Here is a 15886-nt window from a genome sequence, read left to right on the forward strand (position 1 = left end):
CCAGCGCCCACAACTCATCCGGCACCAACCGCAGCGACAACCTGTCCACAACAAGATCATCGCAGACCTAGATCAACCCACGTGAGACACCCTCTTAAGCAAGAGCGAATCGCCATCGAGACGAAGATGACACGAAATGACCTAGGCAGAGAGAAGCTACGCAAAGAACTAAACCTTGATATCGAACACTTTCGAGCACATCCCCACGTAAGTGCACTATTTGCCTTGGTCTATGACCCGAAGCGGAAGATTACCAACGCAAGAGGGTTTGAGAATGATCTGAACGCGGATTCCGATGGCTTCCTTGTGCGAGTAGTCATCACTCGCTAGGCAGAAGGTGGGGTGTTTCTCGATCCGGCCACAGCCTCAAGCGCCACACCCCACGGATAGCTGTCCATCACCCGCCCACCCGTGCGTGGCGGGTGTGGCACAAAGCCGCCTTCTCCGAACAGCACGTTGACGCCGGACTCCCGTAGTTCGGTCACGCTGCGCTGGAAGACTCTGTTCGCAGCAAGTGCGGTGTTCACGAACGGCAGCACGGCAATTGGCAGACCAAGGCCAGTCAGTTCAGCAAGCTGGGTAAGCACGTAAGTATCGGCAATGCCAGCCGCCCACTTGTTGATCGTGTTGTACGTCGCGGGTGCGACAATCACGGCCGTCGCTTTCGGCAAGCCTGGCTGTCCGGCTCGTTGGTGACCGGTGCGTACCGGATGGCCGGTGAGCTTCTCCAGTTCGTCAAGGTTAAGAAAGTGCTCAACAGCGGCCGGAGTGGCGATACACCAGACATCCCAGCCGTCGGCCTGCGCCAGGGTGATCATTCGGTCGATGTGGTCGGCCGGGCCTGCGCCGCAGACCATGAGGTAGAGCACGGGCTTGCTCATGCGGTGACTCCTGCCCGTACGGCCATCTGGCGAACAATTGTGGCTTTCTCGCCGGTCGTGTTCTCCAGCAGCGAGCGAAGCAAGCCGTGTGCCAGTGGTCGGCAACGAACTTCTTCAGGGGCGACCTGTTCGGCCTGGGCCAGGAGGGTCACCGCCTGGCGGTAGTTGCCGACACTGGTATGGGCTTCGGTGAGGTCGAGCAGATAGTTGGAGCGGCGTTCAACCGATAGAGTGGCAACCGAACTGGGGTCAATGGTGGCGGCGAACTCTAGCGCCCTGCCGCCCTCATGCAGCCTGACGAGTGCGGACACCCGATGGATAAGGGTGTTTGTGAGACCGAAGTACGTGTGGTGGTCATCGTAGTGCGACTCAAAACGGAGGGCCGCGGTGATGGCTTCGTCGTGCATATCCCGGGCTAGCCGTGCGTCTTCTTGTCCGGCAGCAGTTATGGAGGCCGCGAGGTAGAGCATCCCGTAGAGCGACAGGAGGTGACGCTCATTGGCGCTCACTTCATCCCGCATCCGGTCAGCCATCGCAAGCAAGGTGGCGATAGCTTCTCCCTGCTGGTGCGTACTGGTCATGGCACGGGCGACGCTGCGGGTGGCTCGGGCCAATGCCCATGTGTCATCAACAACAAGTGCTGTGTGCATCGCCCGATCTGCTGCCAGCCAGGCAACATCGTTGGCCTCGAACTTGAGCAACATGGATGAGGCCAGCCGATAGGTAGTGACCAGCACCCGGTAGGCCGCTACCTGATCAGCAGGCAGCGCCGTGAGTACGGCGCACTGGGCGTCGGTCATGAGCTTCGGCAGGTGGCGGGCAACGACGGTGAAGCGGGACGACAGCCACGCCTGATCCAGGTACTCGGCCTGGCGCTGGATGTCGGCCAGCTTGACGGGTGAAGACTGCTGGACGGCCAAGCCGGGATAGTGGCTCAGGGCGCTTCGGATAGCCAGCACCTCGGACGCATCGACGCAGTGACTGGCTCGCTCAGCCGCCACGGTGTCAGTGAGCACCGTTGGGTCAATGCCGAGGGCGTCGGCCACGCGCTCGATCATCGGTACCCGGGCAAGTGCCCGTTCTCCAGTCTCGATCTTGTCCAGCCATGACGTCGACCGGCCCACCATGTCGGCGAACTGCTTGCGGCTCAGGTTGCGGCGCAGTCGCCAGTAGCGAACCCGGGAACCGAGTTGCTGCCCGTCCGTGTCCACTGCTTCCGCTCCATCCGGTCGGTGGATGTGCCTCTGATCAGCCTAACGGGTAGGTGGTCACACATTTTGTACGACTCGTAACGGTCTGTCGCTCCTAGCGTCGGCACTCGGCACCCGGCCCCGGACGCCAAGACCAGGAACAACCGCGCCGAGCCTCGATCGCCTCTCCCATGCGGTGCGGCCTTCCCCCGGTTCCAGGTCGGCAAGCTCCGGGGTTGGGTGCGTTCCAGTCGCCGACCAGAGGGAACTGTCGTGAGTAGCGGTGCCGGGCTCGACCCCATGAAGTCGCACATCACCTGCACCGACGGTTTCCGACGGGTGCGAAGCATCGGGCTGTGGACGGCTCCCACCAGCGGAAAGGTCGTATTAGTGGCGCCCCCAGCTGAAGCTGCTTTGTTGACCCCGGCGCAGGCGCGGGACTTGCGAGATCGGCTCGACCAACTGGCCTGCGTTGTCGAGTACCAGTACGCCGCAGTGCGCCAAGCGAACAAGGACGCGGGGGCATGAGTGGCAAGAAGCAGTCCACCCCGCCCAAGACGGCACCGGAGCAAGTGATGCTCACCGTGGAGCTGTCCGTACTGGAACTGTCGGCCCTCAGCTTCGTAGCGATGGTCTGTACCTCGGCCGTAGAACAGCCTGTAGCCAATGCGGCGGACCGTGGCTTCAAGAAGGTTCAGACCGCTGCCAAGAAGCACCCGAAATTGCCGCCCATCGTGCGCTGATTTCTTCCCCTGCAACGGTTCTTGGAGGTTCTGCCATGCCCGCGCCTGTGGTCTACGGCTACGTCCGCGTGCTCGTCGACAATGAGGTGTTCGTCCGGGAGTGCAAGGAGCAATTGGCGTCCTGGTGCGCCCGCGAAGGGTGGGTGCTCGGGGCAGTGTTCACCGACAGCGGCGGGCCGCTCGATGACGACCGCATCGGCTTCCGGGGGCTACTCGATGCGCTGTCAATGCCTAACTCCTCGGCTGCTGTGCTGCTGAACGCTGTGCACCTTTCACCCCGGGAGGATGTTGCAGCGCGCTTGGTGAAGGCCATCCGGCGGACAGGTTGTGCGGTGTGGCTGCGGGACGGCGAGTTGCCGGATCAGGCCCGGCGACTATGCCTCGGGCAGTCGGAGCTGAAGCGGTGAGGGCTCTTTCGCTTACGCCTCAACAGAGAAGTGAACCGCGGCTTCTTCCCCGGGTGCCGTTGTCCTTGCCGGTTTCCCGGCAGGTTTTCCGCTTCCACTTACGCCGTCTGGTGGCTGAGACCAAGGCGCATCCCATCCCGGTGTCGGGATGGCTGCACATCCATGAATCCCTTGCCCGGGACTTGTTGCGCGGGTGGCCGCTTCCGCAGCCGGAAGAACTCAAGATCCTCTGCACCCAGCTTGACCGCGAGGACTGGCTTCCCTTCATGGACACTCTGCTGCGAGCGTGCCGGCACCGCCTGGTGAAACCCCCGCGCCCGGTCGGGCCACTCCGCATCGGGTTGGTGACCGGGCTGGAAGCCTTTGCTGATCGGCTGGCAGTCTTTGATCCACTGGCGGTGCCCGCTCATCTGCAAACGCAGATGTACGCCGCTGCGCTGACCAAGCAAGACACCGTTGCATACAACGTCACCCGGGAACAACGCGCGGCCCTACTACGCAACGACCTTGATCCCCTGCCGTTTCAGTGGCTCACCAGCGAGCAAGCCATCCGGCGCAGGGTCGGCAACGGCGCGGTCATGGATGACCAGCGCATGCACCTTGGCGAGGTCGCCAGGCGGGCACACGTCACCATCCGGGTCGTCCCGCAGGGCACGGGCGGCGTTCCCACCATCCCGTTCCAGCTCATCCACGGGACACCACCCGTGGTGGTCGTCCCCGACAACGACGGCTTGCACGTTTCCGACGACCCGGAAACCGTGGCGTCCTACTGGCGCATGGTCCACCGGGTGGAAGCCCTGGCCTTGTCCCCGGATGACTCACTGGCGCTCATCCGGGCAGTGCGCGAATGACCGTGGCCCTGGTGTGCATTGTGGTGGGCAGCCTCGTGCTCACCGCCCGGCTGCTGTGGCGGTTCCGGCAATGAGCAAGCACAACGGCCACGGCGACCACGCCGTGTCCGTCGCCGAGTTGGTGGAACGCCAAGCCCAGGGGGCAGACCGCTGCGGCTCAACTGGCCTGCACGGTGCCTTGACCCACACGGCGGAGTGCGGGACTGGGATGAGGACGAGTGGCCGACTGGTGAATTCCCTGCCTTGACTGACGAGTTGTTGCAGAGCTGGGAGCACAGCGGAGGGAAGGCGACTCCGCATGATCACCTCAGCCGGTCGGGGAGGCCGACGCCTAGCCGGTGCGCACGGTAGCTCAATAGCTAGGCCGAATGCCTGGAGCGTTACCGCTACCCCGCCCGGTGGCTACCCGACAGTAATTTCTGGGGCAAGTAACGGTGCTATGACCCGATGTTGGTCGGTGCCGCCATGGGGCGAGCACAGCGCACCCGTGTCACCTAGAAGGTGTCGCCGATGCGCAGCCGCCGCGCCGTGCTGGGCGTCAGCTCGGTCGGCGCCGAGAGGCGATGCCTCTGGGGTTCAGGGAGCCGTGGGTTACGCTCGACCAGCCACAACGCGGGTAGCTCGGCGCGGCGCTCGCGCGCGCACGCGAAGGTAACGGGACAAGGCCTTGCCGACGCGAGGCGAGAAGGGGTCTCGCGCCTTGCGGCCCTTGCCGATCACCTTGATCACGTCGACTTGGAGGTCGAGGTCGTCGACGGCGAGCTTGCCGACCTCGGAGAGCCGGGCGCCGGTGTCGAAGACCAAACATCAGGGCCTCGTCACGGCGGGACACGAGCGCCTTGCTGTCGCAGGTGGCCAGCACCTTCTGGAGGAGGCCGACGGCGATGCCCGGGGCGGCAGGTCGGGCACGTAGGGCGGCTTCACCTTGGTGACGGGGTGCTGGTCGACCTCGTCCTCATCGGCGAGCCACCGGATCCAGGCCTGCAAGCCCCGGTAGTTGTTGGCTTGCCTCGTCTGGGGCACCGAGCCGGTGGGCGATCCAGCCGAAGATCGTGTTCTCGCTCACGCCTTGGGTGGCGAGTGATCGAGCCCACTCCTTGATCAGCCGCGGGTAGGGCCTGGAGGCCAGGGGACGGTGTCGGACGAGAGGCTGTAGGGCACGCGCGAAACCCCTCAGGCGAAGTGTCACCGAGCACTCTGCTGAGGGCGTCCCCCTGGAGTTGGACATGGAAAGGGCCTCTCACCAGCGGTAAGAGGCCCTTGGTCGGGCTGACAGGATTTGAACCTGCGACCCTTCGCTCCCAAAGCGAATGCGCTACCAAGCTGCGCCACAGCCCGGGGTCTACCCGATCAGCCTACCGGCACGCGCTAAGCTGTTTCCCGTGCCGGTCACCGACCGGCGCATGCGGGCGTAGCTCAATGGTAGAGCCCTAGTCTTCCAAACTAGCTACGCGGGTTCGATTCCCGTCGCCCGCTCCGAGCGCGGCCCGTCGGCGATCCCTCCGGCGGGCCGCGGTGCTGTTCGGGGGTCTCCACAGTGGGCGGAGCTGAACCGGCCGTTCGGGTGCCGGTGAGTGTCGCTCACCACAGCCAGCCGGGTGAAACGCTTTAAGAGTGCCCGTATTGACGGTGAACGCCGTGGCAGCGGGCAGGCGGGTTCGGTAGACCGGTGCCATGTCGCGCAATGCAGTGCTGGATGTCAGGCAGGCCGTGGTGCTCAGCGCCGTCGTGGTCGACGACGCCGGGCTGGTGCTGATGGTGCGCCGCGGGGGGCGGTTGGAGCTGCCCGCGGGACCGCTGCTGGTCGGCGAGGAGGCCGGGGCCGGGGTCACCCGGGTGGTGGCCGCGGCGACCGGGGTGGCGGTCGAGGTGTGCGACCTGGTGGGGGTGACCGGCGGGCCCGGGTTCGGGGTGTGCTTCCGCGCGCGGCCGAACGCGGGCGAGCTGCTGGCGGGCGCGGAGTGGGTCGAGCCGGAGGTGCTGGGGGCGCTGCCGGTCGACGCCGAGACCCGGCAGCGGATCGAGCACGTGCTGGCCTAGCGCCCTCCCGGACCAGGAGGGCGCGCGGCCGGTCAGCAGTCGCGCAGCTCGGGGGACTGGTTGAGCAGCTGGCCCCGCGGGCTGATGAACGCCCGGTAGCGCTCGCTGTCGACCGCGGCGGGCACGAACGCCGCCACCCGGTGGCAGTTCTGGAAGGCCAGCTTCACCCCGAAGTGGCGTTCGAGGCCGCCGCGGATCGCGTCGGAGGCCAGGGCGCGCAGCAGCTGCCCGCGCTCGGCCTCGCTCGGCGGCGGCACCTCGTGGTCGGCGAAGCCGTCCGGGCGGTCCGGGGCTGCGCAGGCGACGCGGGAGATGACCTCCCAGGCGTACGGCAGGGACACCCGCACGCAGTCGACGAAGTCGGCGTCGTCCACCGGGCCGCGCTCGGCGCGGGCGAGCAGGTCGGCGGGCACATCGAGAGACATCGCAACCTCCAGTAGCTCCAGTCGAATCCCTGCCTACCGGCCCCGTCGAAGGCTGATCAACCCTCGCCACCGGAATGGTCGAAATGCGCCCCGAGCGGTTGCGGGGCCACCCCGCGCGCCGGTAGGTCCGCCCCTGTGCCCATCGGAGCCTTCCTGCTCGCCCCCCGCTTCCCCGGCCAGTCCGACCGCGACGCGCTCGACCGGGCGGTCGCCGCCCTCGACGCCGCCGAGCGCGCAGGCCTGGACGAGGCGTGGGTCGCCGAGCACCACTTCATGCCCTACGGCGTGTGCCCGGACGCGGCCGCGTTCGCCGCCTTCGCGCTCGGCCGCACCCGCCGCATCGCCATCGGCACCGCGGTCAGCGTGCTCAGCACCGCCCACCCGGTCGCCGTCGCCGAGCGCGCCCTGCTGCTGGACAACCTCTCCGGCGGCCGGTTCCACCTCGGCGTCGGCCGCGGCGGCCCGTGGGTGGACCTGGAGGTGTTCGGCACCGGCCTGGACCGCTACCGCACCGGCTTCCCCGACGCCCTCGACCTGCTCCTGCGCGCCTTGGCAGGCCCCACCGTCGCGGGCACCCCGCGGTTCCCCTTCCGCGAGGTGCCGGTCGTGCCCGCCCCGCTCACCCGCCCGCACCCGCCGGTCGCCGTGGCCGCCACCTCCAAGGCCACCGTGGCCCTGGCCGCCGCCCGCGGGCTGCCGCTGCTGCTGGGCATGCACGTCGCCGACGAGGACAAGCTCGCCATGGTGGCCCACTACCGCGCCGCGGGCGGCCCGGTCGACGCCCCGCACGTCTCCGCGGTCGTCGCGCACGTCGCCGACAGCCGCGCCGAGGCCGTCGACGAGGTGATGGCCAGCGCGCCGGGGTGGCTGTGCTCGGGCCTGGCCGCGCACGTCCCGCTCGACGGCGGCCGCGGCCCCTCCCGCGACCCGTACGCCTACGCCCGGCTGCTCTGCGACCTGCACCCCGTCGGCGACCTCGACTACTGCGCCACCCGGCTGGCCCGCTCCGGCGTCGACCGGGTCATCTGCATGGTCGAGGCCACCGGGGACCCCGGGCACACCCAGCGCACCGTCACCGCCCTGGGCGCGCTGCGCCGCTCCGGCGTCCTGCCACCCGCCGCGTCCGACCTGGGGAAGCTCGCCTAGACTCGGACGTCGATCCCCGTCGGCCCGCTGCGCCGCGGGGCAGTACCCCAAGTCAGTACCGAGGAGACCACGTTGAAGAGCACCGTCGAGCAGCTGAGCCCGACGCGGGTACGCATCAACGTCGAGGTGCCGTTCGACGAGCTCAAGCCGAACTTCGACCGCGCGTACCGCAAGCTCGCGGGCCAGATCCGCATCCCCGGCTTCCGCCCGGGCAAGGCCCCCGCGCGCGTCATCGAGTCGCGCGTCGGCCGCGCGCCCATCCTGGACGAGGTCGTCAACGAGGCCATCCCGGCCAAGTACATGGAGGCGCTGACCGCGGGCCAGATCAAGGCCCTCGGCCAGCCCGACATCGAGCTGACCAAGCTGGAGGACGGCGCCAGCCTGGAGTTCACCGCCGAGGTGGACGTGCGCCCGGAGATCGAGGTCCCGGCCTACGACGGCTTCGCCGTGACCGTCGACGACGTCGAGGTCACCGACGCCGAGGTCGACGAGCAGCTCGACGAGCTGCGGGCCCGCTTCGGCACGCTGACCGGCGCCAACCGCCCGGTGGAGACCGGCGACTTCGTCTCCATCGACCTCTCGGCCACCGTGGACGGCGCCGAGGTCGAGGACGCCAAGACCTCCGGCCTGAGCTACGAGGTCGGCAGCGGCCAGCTCATCGAGGGCATCGACGAGGCCCTGGTCGGCCTGTCCGCCGGTGAGTCGGCCACCTTCACCACCAAGCTGGTCGCTGGCGAGCACGCGGGCCAGGACGCCGAGGTCACCGTGGCCGTGCAGACGGTCAAGGTGCGCGAGCTGCCCGAGGCCGACGACGAGTTCGCCCAGCTGGCCAGCGAGTTCGACACCATCGACGAGCTGCGCGCCGACCTGCGCGAGCGGCTCGGCCGGGTCAAGAAGATGCAGCAGGGCGTGCAGGCCCGCGACAAGGTCCTGGAGGCCCTGCTGGCGGCGGTCGAGGTGCCGCTGCCGGAGAAGGTCGTGCAGGCCGAGGTGGACAACCGCCACCACGACGCCGTGCACTCCTTCGACCACGACGACGCCAAGCTGACCGAGTTCCTGGAGTCGCAGGGCCGCAACCGCGAGGAGTTCGACACCGAGCTGCGCGCCGACGCCGAGAAGTCGGTCAAGACCCAGCTGGTGCTCGACGCCATCGCCGAGGCCGAGCAGGTCCAGGTCAACGACGCGGAGCTGACCGAGCGGATCATCTACCAGGCCCAGCGCTTCGGGGTCAGCCCGGACGAGTACGTCCAGCGGGCCCAGCAGTCCGGCCAGCTCGGCGCCATCTTCGCCGACGTGCGCCGGGGCAAGGCGCTGGCCGCCGTAGTGCGCGAGGCCAAGGTGACCACCGAGGACGGCGCCGAGGTCGACCTGTCGGAGCTGTTCGGCAAGCAGGCGGATGAGGCCGCGGCCGAATGACTGGGAGCGTCGTCGACGCCCTCGGGTTCTAACGCTGTGAGCGAAAGTGGGCGGTGTCGGGCAGTCGACGCCGCCCGCCTTCGTTAATGTCGGGAGAGATCTCGACGCAAGAGCTTCAAGACTTGGGAGAAGGCAGGCAGACGTGACGCAGCACCCCTCGCCCCACCTGCGGTCGGCGACCGCGGGGCTCACCCTGAACGACTCGGTTTACGAGCGGCTGCTCCGCGAGCGCATCGTCTTCCTCGGCTCCGAGGTCGACGACGAGATCGCCAACCGGATCACCGCGCAGCTGCTGCTGCTGGCCGCCGAGGACCCCGAGAAGGACATCACCTTCTACATCAACTCCCCCGGTGGCTCGGTCACCGCGGGCATGGCCATCTACGACACCATGCAGCTCATCGAGCCCGACGTGGCCACCTGGGGCCTGGGCCTGGCCGCGTCGATGGGGCAGTTCCTGCTGGCCTCCGGCACGCCCGGCAAGCGCTACGCGCTGCCGCACACCCGCGTGATGATGCACCAGCCCTCCGCGGGCATCGGCGGCACGGCGTCGGACATCGCCATCCGCGCCGAGGTCTACGCCAAGTGGAAGCACGAGATGGCCGTCATCACCGCGGAGCAGACCGGGCAGACCGTGGAGAAGGTGACCGCCGACGCCGACCGCGACCGCTGGTTCACCGCCGAGGAGGCCAAGGAGTACGGCTTCATCGACCACGTGGTGTCCCGCGTCGGGCGCACGGCCAACTGAGCACGAACAGGAGCCTCAAGGTGAGCAATCTTCAGTCCCGCTACGTGCTCCCGTCGTTCGTGGAGCGCACCAGCTACGGGGTCAAGGAGTCGAACCCGTACAACAAGCTGTTCGAGGAGCGGATCATCTTCGTCGGCGTGCAGATCGACGACGCCTCCGCCAACGACGTGATGGCCCAGCTGATCTACCTGGAGTCGGCCGACCCCGACCGCGACATCACGATGTACATCAACTCCCCGGGTGGCTCGTTCACCTCGCTGATGGCCATCTACGACACCATGCAGTACGTGCGTCCGGACATCCAGACGTTCTGCCTGGGCCAGGCCGCGTCGGCCGCGGCGGTGCTGCTGGCCGCAGGCACCCCGGGCAAGCGCATGGCCCTGCCCAACGCCCGCGTGCTGATCCACCAGCCCGCCACCGAGGGCACCTACGGCCAGGTCTCCGACCTGGAGATCCAGGCCAACGAGATCCAGCGGGTGCGCCGCCAGATGGAGAACATCCTGGCCCGGCACACCGGCCGCGGCGAGGAGCAGGTCCGCACCGACATCGAGCGCGACAAGATCCTCACCGCCGCCGAGGCGGTGGAGTACGGCATCATCGACGAGGTGCTGCCGTACCGCAAGCTCTCGGCCAGGTGACCCGACCGGCCCCGGCGCGGCCAGACCGCACGAAAGCGACCGACACGCCCGGCGTGGAGGAACTATCGTGGGGGATCAGAGCAATTCGGCCGCGTCGGGGTGCGGGTTCTCCCGCAACTCGGGGGTAGACAGGTACCGTCGAAGGCAACGGACGCGACCGGCCAGGTGCCACCGGGGCGGTGCGGACGGTCGGACAGCCAGGTGTGCTCCGCGCACCGGAGGGGACAGAGGTCAGCGACCATGGCACGTATCGGTGATGGCGGAGACCTGCTCAAGTGCTCTTTCTGCGGGAAGAGCCAGAAGCAGGTGAAGAAGCTCATCGCCGGGCCAGGCGTCTACATCTGCGATGAATGCATCGATCTCTGCAACGAGATCATCGAGGAGGAGCTGGCCGAGGCCGGTGACGTCAAGCTCGACGAGCTGCCGAAGCCGCTGGAGATCCACGAGTTCCTCGACCAGTACGTCATCGGGCAGAACGACGCCAAGCGCTCCCTGGCCGTCGCGGTCTACAACCACTACAAGCGCATCCAGGCAGGTGAGCGGGCCCGGCCCGAGGGCCGCGACGGCCGCGGCGAGGAGACCGTCGAGCTGGCCAAGTCCAACATCCTCATGCTCGGCCCCACCGGCTGCGGCAAGACCTACCTGGCCCAGACGCTGGCCAAGCTGCTGAACGTGCCCTTCGCCATCGCCGACGCCACGGCGCTGACCGAGGCCGGGTACGTCGGCGAGGACGTGGAGAACATCCTCCTCAAGCTCATCCAGGCCGCGGATTACGACGTCAAGCGGGCCGAGACCGGCATCATCTACATCGACGAGGTCGACAAGATCGCCCGCAAGAGCGAGAACCCGTCGATCACCCGCGACGTCTCCGGCGAGGGCGTGCAGCAGGCGCTGCTGAAGATCCTGGAGGGCACCACCGCGTCGGTGCCGCCGCAGGGCGGGCGCAAGCACCCCCACCAGGAGTTCATCCAGATCGACACGACGAACGTGCTGTTCATCGTGGCGGGCGCGTTCGCCGGGCTGGAGAAGATCATCCAGGACCGGGTGGGCAAGCGCGGCCTGGGCTTCGGCGCCGAGATCCGCTCGAAGGTGGAGACCGACGCCGCGGAGATCTTCGCCGAGACGATGCCCGAGGACCTGATCAAGTTCGGCCTCATCCCGGAGTTCATCGGCCGCCTGCCGGTGGTGGCCAGCGTCACCAACCTGGACAAGGCGTCGCTGGTGCGCATCCTGACCGAGCCCCGCAACGCGCTGGTCAAGCAGTACAAGAAGCTGTTCGAGATGGACGGCGTCGAACTGGAGTTCACCGACGCCGCGATGGAGGCCGTCGCCGACCAGGCGATCCTGCGCGGCACGGGCGCCCGCGGCCTGCGCGCCATCATGGAGGAGGTCCTCCAGTCGGTGATGTACGACATCCCGTCGCGCACCGACGTGGCCAAGGTCGTCATCACCGAGCAGACGGTCCGCGAGAACGTCAACCCGACCATCGTCTCCCGCCAGCCGACCCGCCGCGAGCGCCGGGAGAAGTCCGCCTGACCTACCGGTGCCCGGCCAGGAACTCCACCAGGCCGGGCACGACCCGGTTGTAGAAGCGCGGGTCGTGGCCGCCGGGGCCCAGGTAGCCGACCTCGGGGTCGGCCAGCTCGATGAACTCGCGCGTGCCCGGGGCGAAGGGGTCCTGGGTGCCGCACCAGACGGCCAGCGGGGTGTCCGGCGGGATGTTGTGCCGGGGGTCCAGCGCCAGCCACTCCTGCTCGCTGCGGAAAGCCCGGCGCTTGCGCATCTGCTCCCAGGAGATGAGGGCGGGCGAGATGGCCGCCGCCGCCCGCACGGGATCCCCGCGCTCAGCCCGCCGCCGCGCGTAGACCAGCGCCCCGAACCCGCCCATCGACACCCCCGCGACGGCGAACACCCGTCCCAGGTGCCGCGCCGCCAGCCACGCGGGCACCTCGGCGAGGAGCATGCGCATGGGGTCGTCCCCGGGGACGCGCTCGTGCCAGTAGTTGTCCCCGCCGTCGACGGAGACGAACGCGAACGGCTCGACTTTGTCGTGCGCGACCTGGCGGACGAGATGCTTTCCGAGCGAACTGGGAAACGCCGTCTCGGCGGTGCCTCCGCGGCCGTGCAGGAAGAGGCACACGGGTAGGCCCTTGATGGGCAGTTCGGTCGGCAACACCGTCACCAACCCCACCTCCCGCCCCCGAGCCCGCGACCACACCCGCTCCACCCGCACGATCGGCTCCGGCACCCGCTGCCCCGCCGCCCCAATCGTCCGCGCCAACGGCACCACCCCCGCCGCCACCCCCACAATCCCCCCAACCGCCACGGCCGCCCCACCCAGCAACACAACCCGCCGCCCCACCCGGCGCGCCTCACCCAGGGGCCGCACCTCAGCCAGTGGCCGCACCTCACCCATGGGCCGCACCTCACCCATGGGCCGCCGGTCACCCAGCGGCCGCAGTTCACCCGTGGGCCGCACTGCACCCGTGGGCCGCACTTCACCCATGGGTCGCGCCTCACCCACGCGCTGTACTTCACGCACCGGCCGTACCTCACCCACCCCCGGTGACTCGCCAGCGTCCGCCGCTCCCCCCGGCCCCATGAACCCCTCCCGCATCGGCCCCCCGATCCTGCCCCGACCGTGCCGCCGCACGTCTCGTCCTTCCATCGTCGAGAAAGGCGAAGACGTTTCAGATGACGGCATCATCTGAACGGCGGTCGGTCCGTCATCCGGATGTTCGCATCATCTGATTGCCGCTCCTGGCAGGACAGGCGGAGCGTCTTGCACATCCCGTGGACGTCACATCCGCCGATGCGCTGATCATCTGGGAGGCGGGGGCAACCGCTTGAGCGACGATGGACGACCCACCATGGGGGACACACGCGAAGTCGAAGACGCGGCTCGCATCCAGATGATTGCGCCATCTGAATGACGGGCGTCCACAGTGATGGGGGAGAGGTGTCGCCGGTGGACTGTGGGCTGTGCCGTGCCGAGCGTGCCGGAGGGGGCGTGTGCTGTGTGGATGGTTGCGGAGCCGAACGGGGCTGTTGGTGTGCAGGGGATATGCAGTTCGGATGGTCAGATCATTCGGATGGTCTTGTCATGTGGACAGTGGGCGCGGGGAGCGGCTCGGATGGTCGCATCATCTGGGGAGCCATTCGGATGGGCGCATCATCTGGATTGGAGGGTCAGATGGTGACGTCATCTGACTTGGAGTCGGATGGTGACGTCATCTGGGGTGAAGGCGGATGGTGGCGTCATCTGGGTGACGGGGGCGGATGGTGGCGTCATCTGGGGTGGGGGCGGCGGGATGATCGCGTCATCTGGGTGGGGCGGCGGGATGATCGCGTCAGCTGGAGCGGGGGGAGGGGTGGGTTAGATTGCGCCGCTGGTGCGTAGGGCGGTGGGGGAGTGGCCTAGCCAGGTGAGGATGGCGTCGGTGTGTTCGCCGGGGGCGGGGACTGGGGTGGGGTGCCAGGTCCAGGCGTCGGTGTCGACTGGGGGGATGAGCATGGGGGTGGTGCCGCCGGGGACCGGGACGGTTTGCCAGCGGGTGCGGGCGGTCAGTTGTGGGTGGGTGGCCAAGTCCGCGACTCCGCGGGTGCGGGCGGCTGGGACGTCGGCGGCGTGCAGGGAGGCGAGCAAGGCGTCGGCAGCGGTTCTGTCGAAGTGCGGCTGGAGTTCGGCGTGCAGGGACTCCCGGTGCGCGACGCGGTCGGAGACCGTGCGGTAGTTGGGGTGCTCGGCTAGGTCCGGGCGGCCGACCACCTCGCACAGGCGTCGCCACTGGCCGTCGTTCTGGACGGCCAGGTGGACCGCCTCGCCGCCTGCGCAGCGGAAGGGGCCGTAGGGGGCGATGGTCGGGTGGTGCGCGCCCGCCCGCACCGGGTCGGCGCCGGTGCCCAGGGCGTAGAGGACCGGTTGGTGCATCCACTCGGCCAGGGCCTCCAGCAGTGTCAGGCGCAGGGTCGCGCCCTCGCCCGTGCGGCTGCGGCGGAGCAGGGCCGCCAGGATCGCCGCGTGCAGTTGGACGCCTGCGGCGATGTCGGCCACCGAGATGCCCGCCCTGGCCATCTCCGCGCCCGTCCCCGTCGCCGCGACCAGGCCCGCCTCGGACTGAATGAGCGCGTCGAAGGCCTTGCGGTCGCGGTAGGGGCCGTCCTCGCCGTACGACGACAGCGAGGCCACCACCAGGCCCGGGTGCCGCTCCCGCAGCGCCTCCGCGTCCACCCCCAGCCGCCGCGCCGCCCCCGGCGAGAGGTTGCACGCCACCACGTCCGCCCGCGCCACCAGGTCGGCGATGACCGCCTGGCCGTCGGGGTGCTTGAGGTCGAGCGCCAGGGACTCCTTGCCGACGTTCGTCCACGCGAAGTAGCTCGACACCGACCCGCACGCCCGGTCGTAGTCGCGGGCGAAGTCGCCGCTACCGGGGCGCTCCACCTTGATCACCCGGGCGCCGAGGTCGGCCAGCAGGCGGGTCGCGTACGGCACGGCGACGGCCTGCTCCAGGCTGACCACCAGCACCCCCTTCAGCGGTCTCACGCGACCCGCTCCGGTCGGGTGTAGACGTTCATCGACGACCCGCGCAGGAAGCCGATCAGCGTGATGCCCAGCTCGTCGGCCAGCTCGACCGCCAGCGACGACGGCGCCGACACCGCGGCCAGCACCGGCACCCCCGCCATCGCCGCCTTCTGCACCAGCTCGAACGACGCCCGCCCGGACACCACCAGCACCGTCGACCCCAGCGGCACCAGGTCCTGCAGCAGCGCCCACCCCAGCACCTTGTCGACGGCGTTGTGCCTGCCCACGTCCTCCCGCACGGCCAGCAGGTCGCCCGTCGCGGTGAACAGCCCCGCGGCGTGCAGGCCGCCGGTCGCCGCGAACACCTTCTGCCCGGTCCGCAGCGCGTCCGGCAGGCCGGTGAGCACCGGGACGGGCACCGCCGACTGGTCGGCGGCCGGGGAGAAGCGCGTCTTGAGCCGCACGGCGTCGAGCGCGGCCTTCCCGCACACCCCGCACGACGACGTGGTGTAGAAGTTGCGCTCGACGCCGGGGTCCGGCGGCGCGATCCCGGGCGCCAGCGCGACGTCGAGGACGTTGTAGGTGTTGCGGCCCTGGTCGTCCACGCCGTCGCAGTAGCGGGCCAGCGCGACGTCCGTGCGGTCGGCGATGACGCCCTCGGTCAGCAGGAACCCGTGCGCCAGCTCGACGTCCTGCCCCGGCGTGCGCATGGTGACCGCCAGCGGCCGACCCCCGACGCGCAGCTCCAGCGGCTCCTCCGCGGCCAGCGAGTCCGGCGCGCGGGTGCGCCCGGATGTGTCCACGCGCAGCACCGACCTGCGCACCGTCACCCGTCCCATGCGCTCCAGCCTACGTACCGCGGCCCCCGGCGCCTGTGGTCGC

17 protein-coding genes and 2 tRNA genes are annotated in these 15886 nt (G+C 69.0%); 11 read left to right on the forward strand and 8 right to left on the reverse strand.

The genetic code is table 11. The features are described from left to right. Nucleotides 1–81 precede the first annotated feature (81 nt). Nucleotides 82–330, forward strand: coding sequence for a PD-(D/E)XK nuclease domain-containing protein (locus tag ACWEPX_RS13840; RefSeq protein WP_451897797.1), 249 nt, complete (start codon nucleotides 82–84; stop codon nucleotides 328–330). Here ACWEPX_RS13840 and ACWEPX_RS13845 read toward each other — a convergent pair. Both ACWEPX_RS13845 and ACWEPX_RS13850 read right to left on the reverse strand, forming a co-directional pair. Then, nucleotides 327–881: a flavoprotein gene (locus ACWEPX_RS13845; RefSeq protein WP_451897502.1), complete on the reverse strand. Its 555-nt coding sequence runs from the start codon at nucleotides 879–881 to the stop codon at nucleotides 327–329. The genes ACWEPX_RS13840 and ACWEPX_RS13845 overlap by 4 nt on opposite strands. Beyond that, complete coding sequence (locus ACWEPX_RS13850) at nucleotides 878–2092, reverse strand: helix-turn-helix domain-containing protein (RefSeq protein WP_451897503.1); 1215 nt, start codon at nucleotides 2090–2092, stop codon at nucleotides 878–880. The genes ACWEPX_RS13845 and ACWEPX_RS13850 overlap by 4 nt, the downstream gene beginning before the upstream one ends. Before the next feature lie 503 nt (nucleotides 2093–2595). Between ACWEPX_RS13850 and ACWEPX_RS13855 the strand changes: the two genes are divergently transcribed. The 3 genes from ACWEPX_RS13855 to ACWEPX_RS13865 all read left to right on the forward strand — a co-directional run bounded on the left by ACWEPX_RS13855 (nucleotide 2596) and on the right by ACWEPX_RS13865 (nucleotide 4072). Continuing rightward, on the forward strand, nucleotides 2596–2814 hold the full coding sequence (locus ACWEPX_RS13855) for a hypothetical protein (RefSeq protein WP_451897504.1): 219 nt from the start codon (nucleotides 2596–2598) through the stop codon (nucleotides 2812–2814). 35 nt (nucleotides 2815–2849) lie between these two features. Further along, on the forward strand, nucleotides 2850–3221 hold the full coding sequence (locus ACWEPX_RS13860; protein ID WP_451897505.1) for a hypothetical protein: 372 nt from the start codon (nucleotides 2850–2852) through the stop codon (nucleotides 3219–3221). A gap of 110 nt (nucleotides 3222–3331) precedes the next feature. Then, a complete protein-coding gene (locus tag ACWEPX_RS13865; RefSeq protein WP_451897506.1) occupies nucleotides 3332–4072 on the forward strand; it encodes a DUF5753 domain-containing protein in 741 nt (246 codons plus the stop codon). A 591-nt stretch (nucleotides 4073–4663) separates the two neighbouring features. Here the strand turns inward: ACWEPX_RS13865 and ACWEPX_RS13870 are convergent. Next, on the reverse strand, nucleotides 4664–4876 hold the full coding sequence (locus ACWEPX_RS13870) for a tyrosine-type recombinase/integrase (RefSeq protein ID WP_451897507.1): 213 nt from the start codon (nucleotides 4874–4876) through the stop codon (nucleotides 4664–4666). A 457-nt stretch (nucleotides 4877–5333) separates the two neighbouring features. Then, nucleotides 5334–5410: transfer RNA gene (locus ACWEPX_RS13875), tRNA-Pro, on the reverse strand. A gap of 67 nt (nucleotides 5411–5477) precedes the next feature. On the opposite strand from ACWEPX_RS13875, the gene ACWEPX_RS13880 reads away from it, so the two are divergent. Together ACWEPX_RS13880 and ACWEPX_RS13885 are read left to right on the forward strand one after the other, a co-directional pair. Further along, nucleotides 5478–5548, forward strand: a tRNA-Gly gene (locus ACWEPX_RS13880). 198 nt (nucleotides 5549–5746) lie between these two features. Continuing rightward, the gene (locus ACWEPX_RS13885; RefSeq protein ID WP_451897508.1) at nucleotides 5747–6112 is read left to right on the forward strand and encodes a hypothetical protein; all 366 of its coding nucleotides are present in this window, start codon (nucleotides 5747–5749) and stop codon (nucleotides 6110–6112) included. 32 nt (nucleotides 6113–6144) lie between these two features. Here the strand turns inward: ACWEPX_RS13885 and ACWEPX_RS13890 are convergent, their stop codons facing one another. Further along, a complete protein-coding gene (locus tag ACWEPX_RS13890) occupies nucleotides 6145–6537 on the reverse strand; it encodes an SCO5389 family protein (protein ID WP_451897509.1) in 393 nt (130 codons plus the stop codon). Nucleotides 6538–6672: 135 nt separating this feature from the next. On the opposite strand from ACWEPX_RS13890, the gene ACWEPX_RS13895 reads away from it, so the two are divergent. The 5 genes from ACWEPX_RS13895 to clpX all read left to right on the forward strand — a co-directional run bounded on the left by ACWEPX_RS13895 (nucleotide 6673) and on the right by clpX (nucleotide 12018). Then, a complete protein-coding gene (locus ACWEPX_RS13895; RefSeq protein WP_451897510.1) occupies nucleotides 6673–7683 on the forward strand; it encodes an LLM class flavin-dependent oxidoreductase in 1011 nt (336 codons plus the stop codon). 72 nt (nucleotides 7684–7755) lie between these two features. Next, nucleotides 7756–9099 carry a trigger factor gene (gene tig, locus ACWEPX_RS13900; protein ID WP_451897511.1) on the forward strand — a complete coding sequence of 448 codons (1344 nt, stop codon included), beginning with the start codon at nucleotides 7756–7758 and terminating at the stop codon, nucleotides 9097–9099. 142 nt (nucleotides 9100–9241) lie between these two features. Continuing rightward, nucleotides 9242–9844 (forward strand): ATP-dependent Clp protease proteolytic subunit, encoded by a 603-nt coding sequence (locus tag ACWEPX_RS13905; protein ID WP_451897512.1) that lies wholly within the window; start codon nucleotides 9242–9244, stop codon nucleotides 9842–9844. Nucleotides 9845–9864: 20 nt separating this feature from the next. Next, on the forward strand, nucleotides 9865–10482 hold the full coding sequence (locus ACWEPX_RS13910; protein WP_451897513.1) for an ATP-dependent Clp protease proteolytic subunit: 618 nt from the start codon (nucleotides 9865–9867) through the stop codon (nucleotides 10480–10482). Between the two features lie 240 nt (nucleotides 10483–10722). Continuing rightward, the gene (clpX, locus tag ACWEPX_RS13915) at nucleotides 10723–12018 is read left to right on the forward strand and encodes an ATP-dependent Clp protease ATP-binding subunit ClpX (RefSeq protein ID WP_451897514.1); all 1296 of its coding nucleotides are present in this window, start codon (nucleotides 10723–10725) and stop codon (nucleotides 12016–12018) included. 1 nt (nucleotide 12019) lies between these two features. On the opposite strand, the gene ACWEPX_RS13920 is transcribed toward clpX, so the two are convergent. The 3 genes from ACWEPX_RS13920 to fdhD all read right to left on the reverse strand — a co-directional run bounded on the left by ACWEPX_RS13920 (nucleotide 12020) and on the right by fdhD (nucleotide 15843). Continuing rightward, complete coding sequence (locus ACWEPX_RS13920) at nucleotides 12020–13189, reverse strand: alpha/beta hydrolase-fold protein (RefSeq protein ID WP_451897515.1); 1170 nt, start codon at nucleotides 13187–13189, stop codon at nucleotides 12020–12022. Between the two features lie 669 nt (nucleotides 13190–13858). Then, a complete protein-coding gene (locus ACWEPX_RS13925) occupies nucleotides 13859–15025 on the reverse strand; it encodes a CaiB/BaiF CoA transferase family protein (RefSeq protein ID WP_451897516.1) in 1167 nt (388 codons plus the stop codon). Further along, nucleotides 15022–15843, reverse strand: a complete 822-nt coding sequence (gene fdhD / locus ACWEPX_RS13930) for a formate dehydrogenase accessory sulfurtransferase FdhD (RefSeq protein ID WP_451897517.1) — start codon at nucleotides 15841–15843, stop codon at nucleotides 15022–15024. Before fdhD ends, ACWEPX_RS13925 begins: the two co-directional genes overlap by 4 nt. Nucleotides 15844–15886 lie beyond the last annotated feature (43 nt).

Source organism: Actinokineospora sp. NPDC004072 (assembly GCF_053604195.1).

Excerpts from the sequence above, each read along its gene's own strand:
- ACWEPX_RS13845 (WP_451897502.1), bottom strand. The coding sequence starts at position 881 with ATGAGCAAGCCCGTGCTCTACCTCATGGTCTGCGGCGCAGGCCCGGCC.
- ACWEPX_RS13855 (WP_451897504.1), top strand. The coding sequence starts at position 2,596 with ATGAGTGGCAAGAAGCAGTCCACCCCGCCCAAGACGGCACCGGAGCAA.
- ACWEPX_RS13860 (WP_451897505.1), top strand. The coding sequence starts at position 2,850 with ATGCCCGCGCCTGTGGTCTACGGCTACGTCCGCGTGCTCGTCGACAAT.
- ACWEPX_RS13885 (WP_451897508.1), top strand. The coding sequence starts at position 5,747 with ATGTCGCGCAATGCAGTGCTGGATGTCAGGCAGGCCGTGGTGCTCAGC.
- ACWEPX_RS13890 (WP_451897509.1), bottom strand. The coding sequence starts at position 6,537 with ATGTCTCTCGATGTGCCCGCCGACCTGCTCGCCCGCGCCGAGCGCGGC.
- clpX (WP_451897514.1), top strand. The coding sequence starts at position 10,723 with ATGGCACGTATCGGTGATGGCGGAGACCTGCTCAAGTGCTCTTTCTGC.
- ACWEPX_RS13920 (WP_451897515.1), bottom strand. The coding sequence starts at position 13,189 with ATGATGCCGTCATCTGAAACGTCTTCGCCTTTCTCGACGATGGAAGGA.
- fdhD (WP_451897517.1), bottom strand. The coding sequence starts at position 15,843 with ATGGGACGGGTGACGGTGCGCAGGTCGGTGCTGCGCGTGGACACATCC.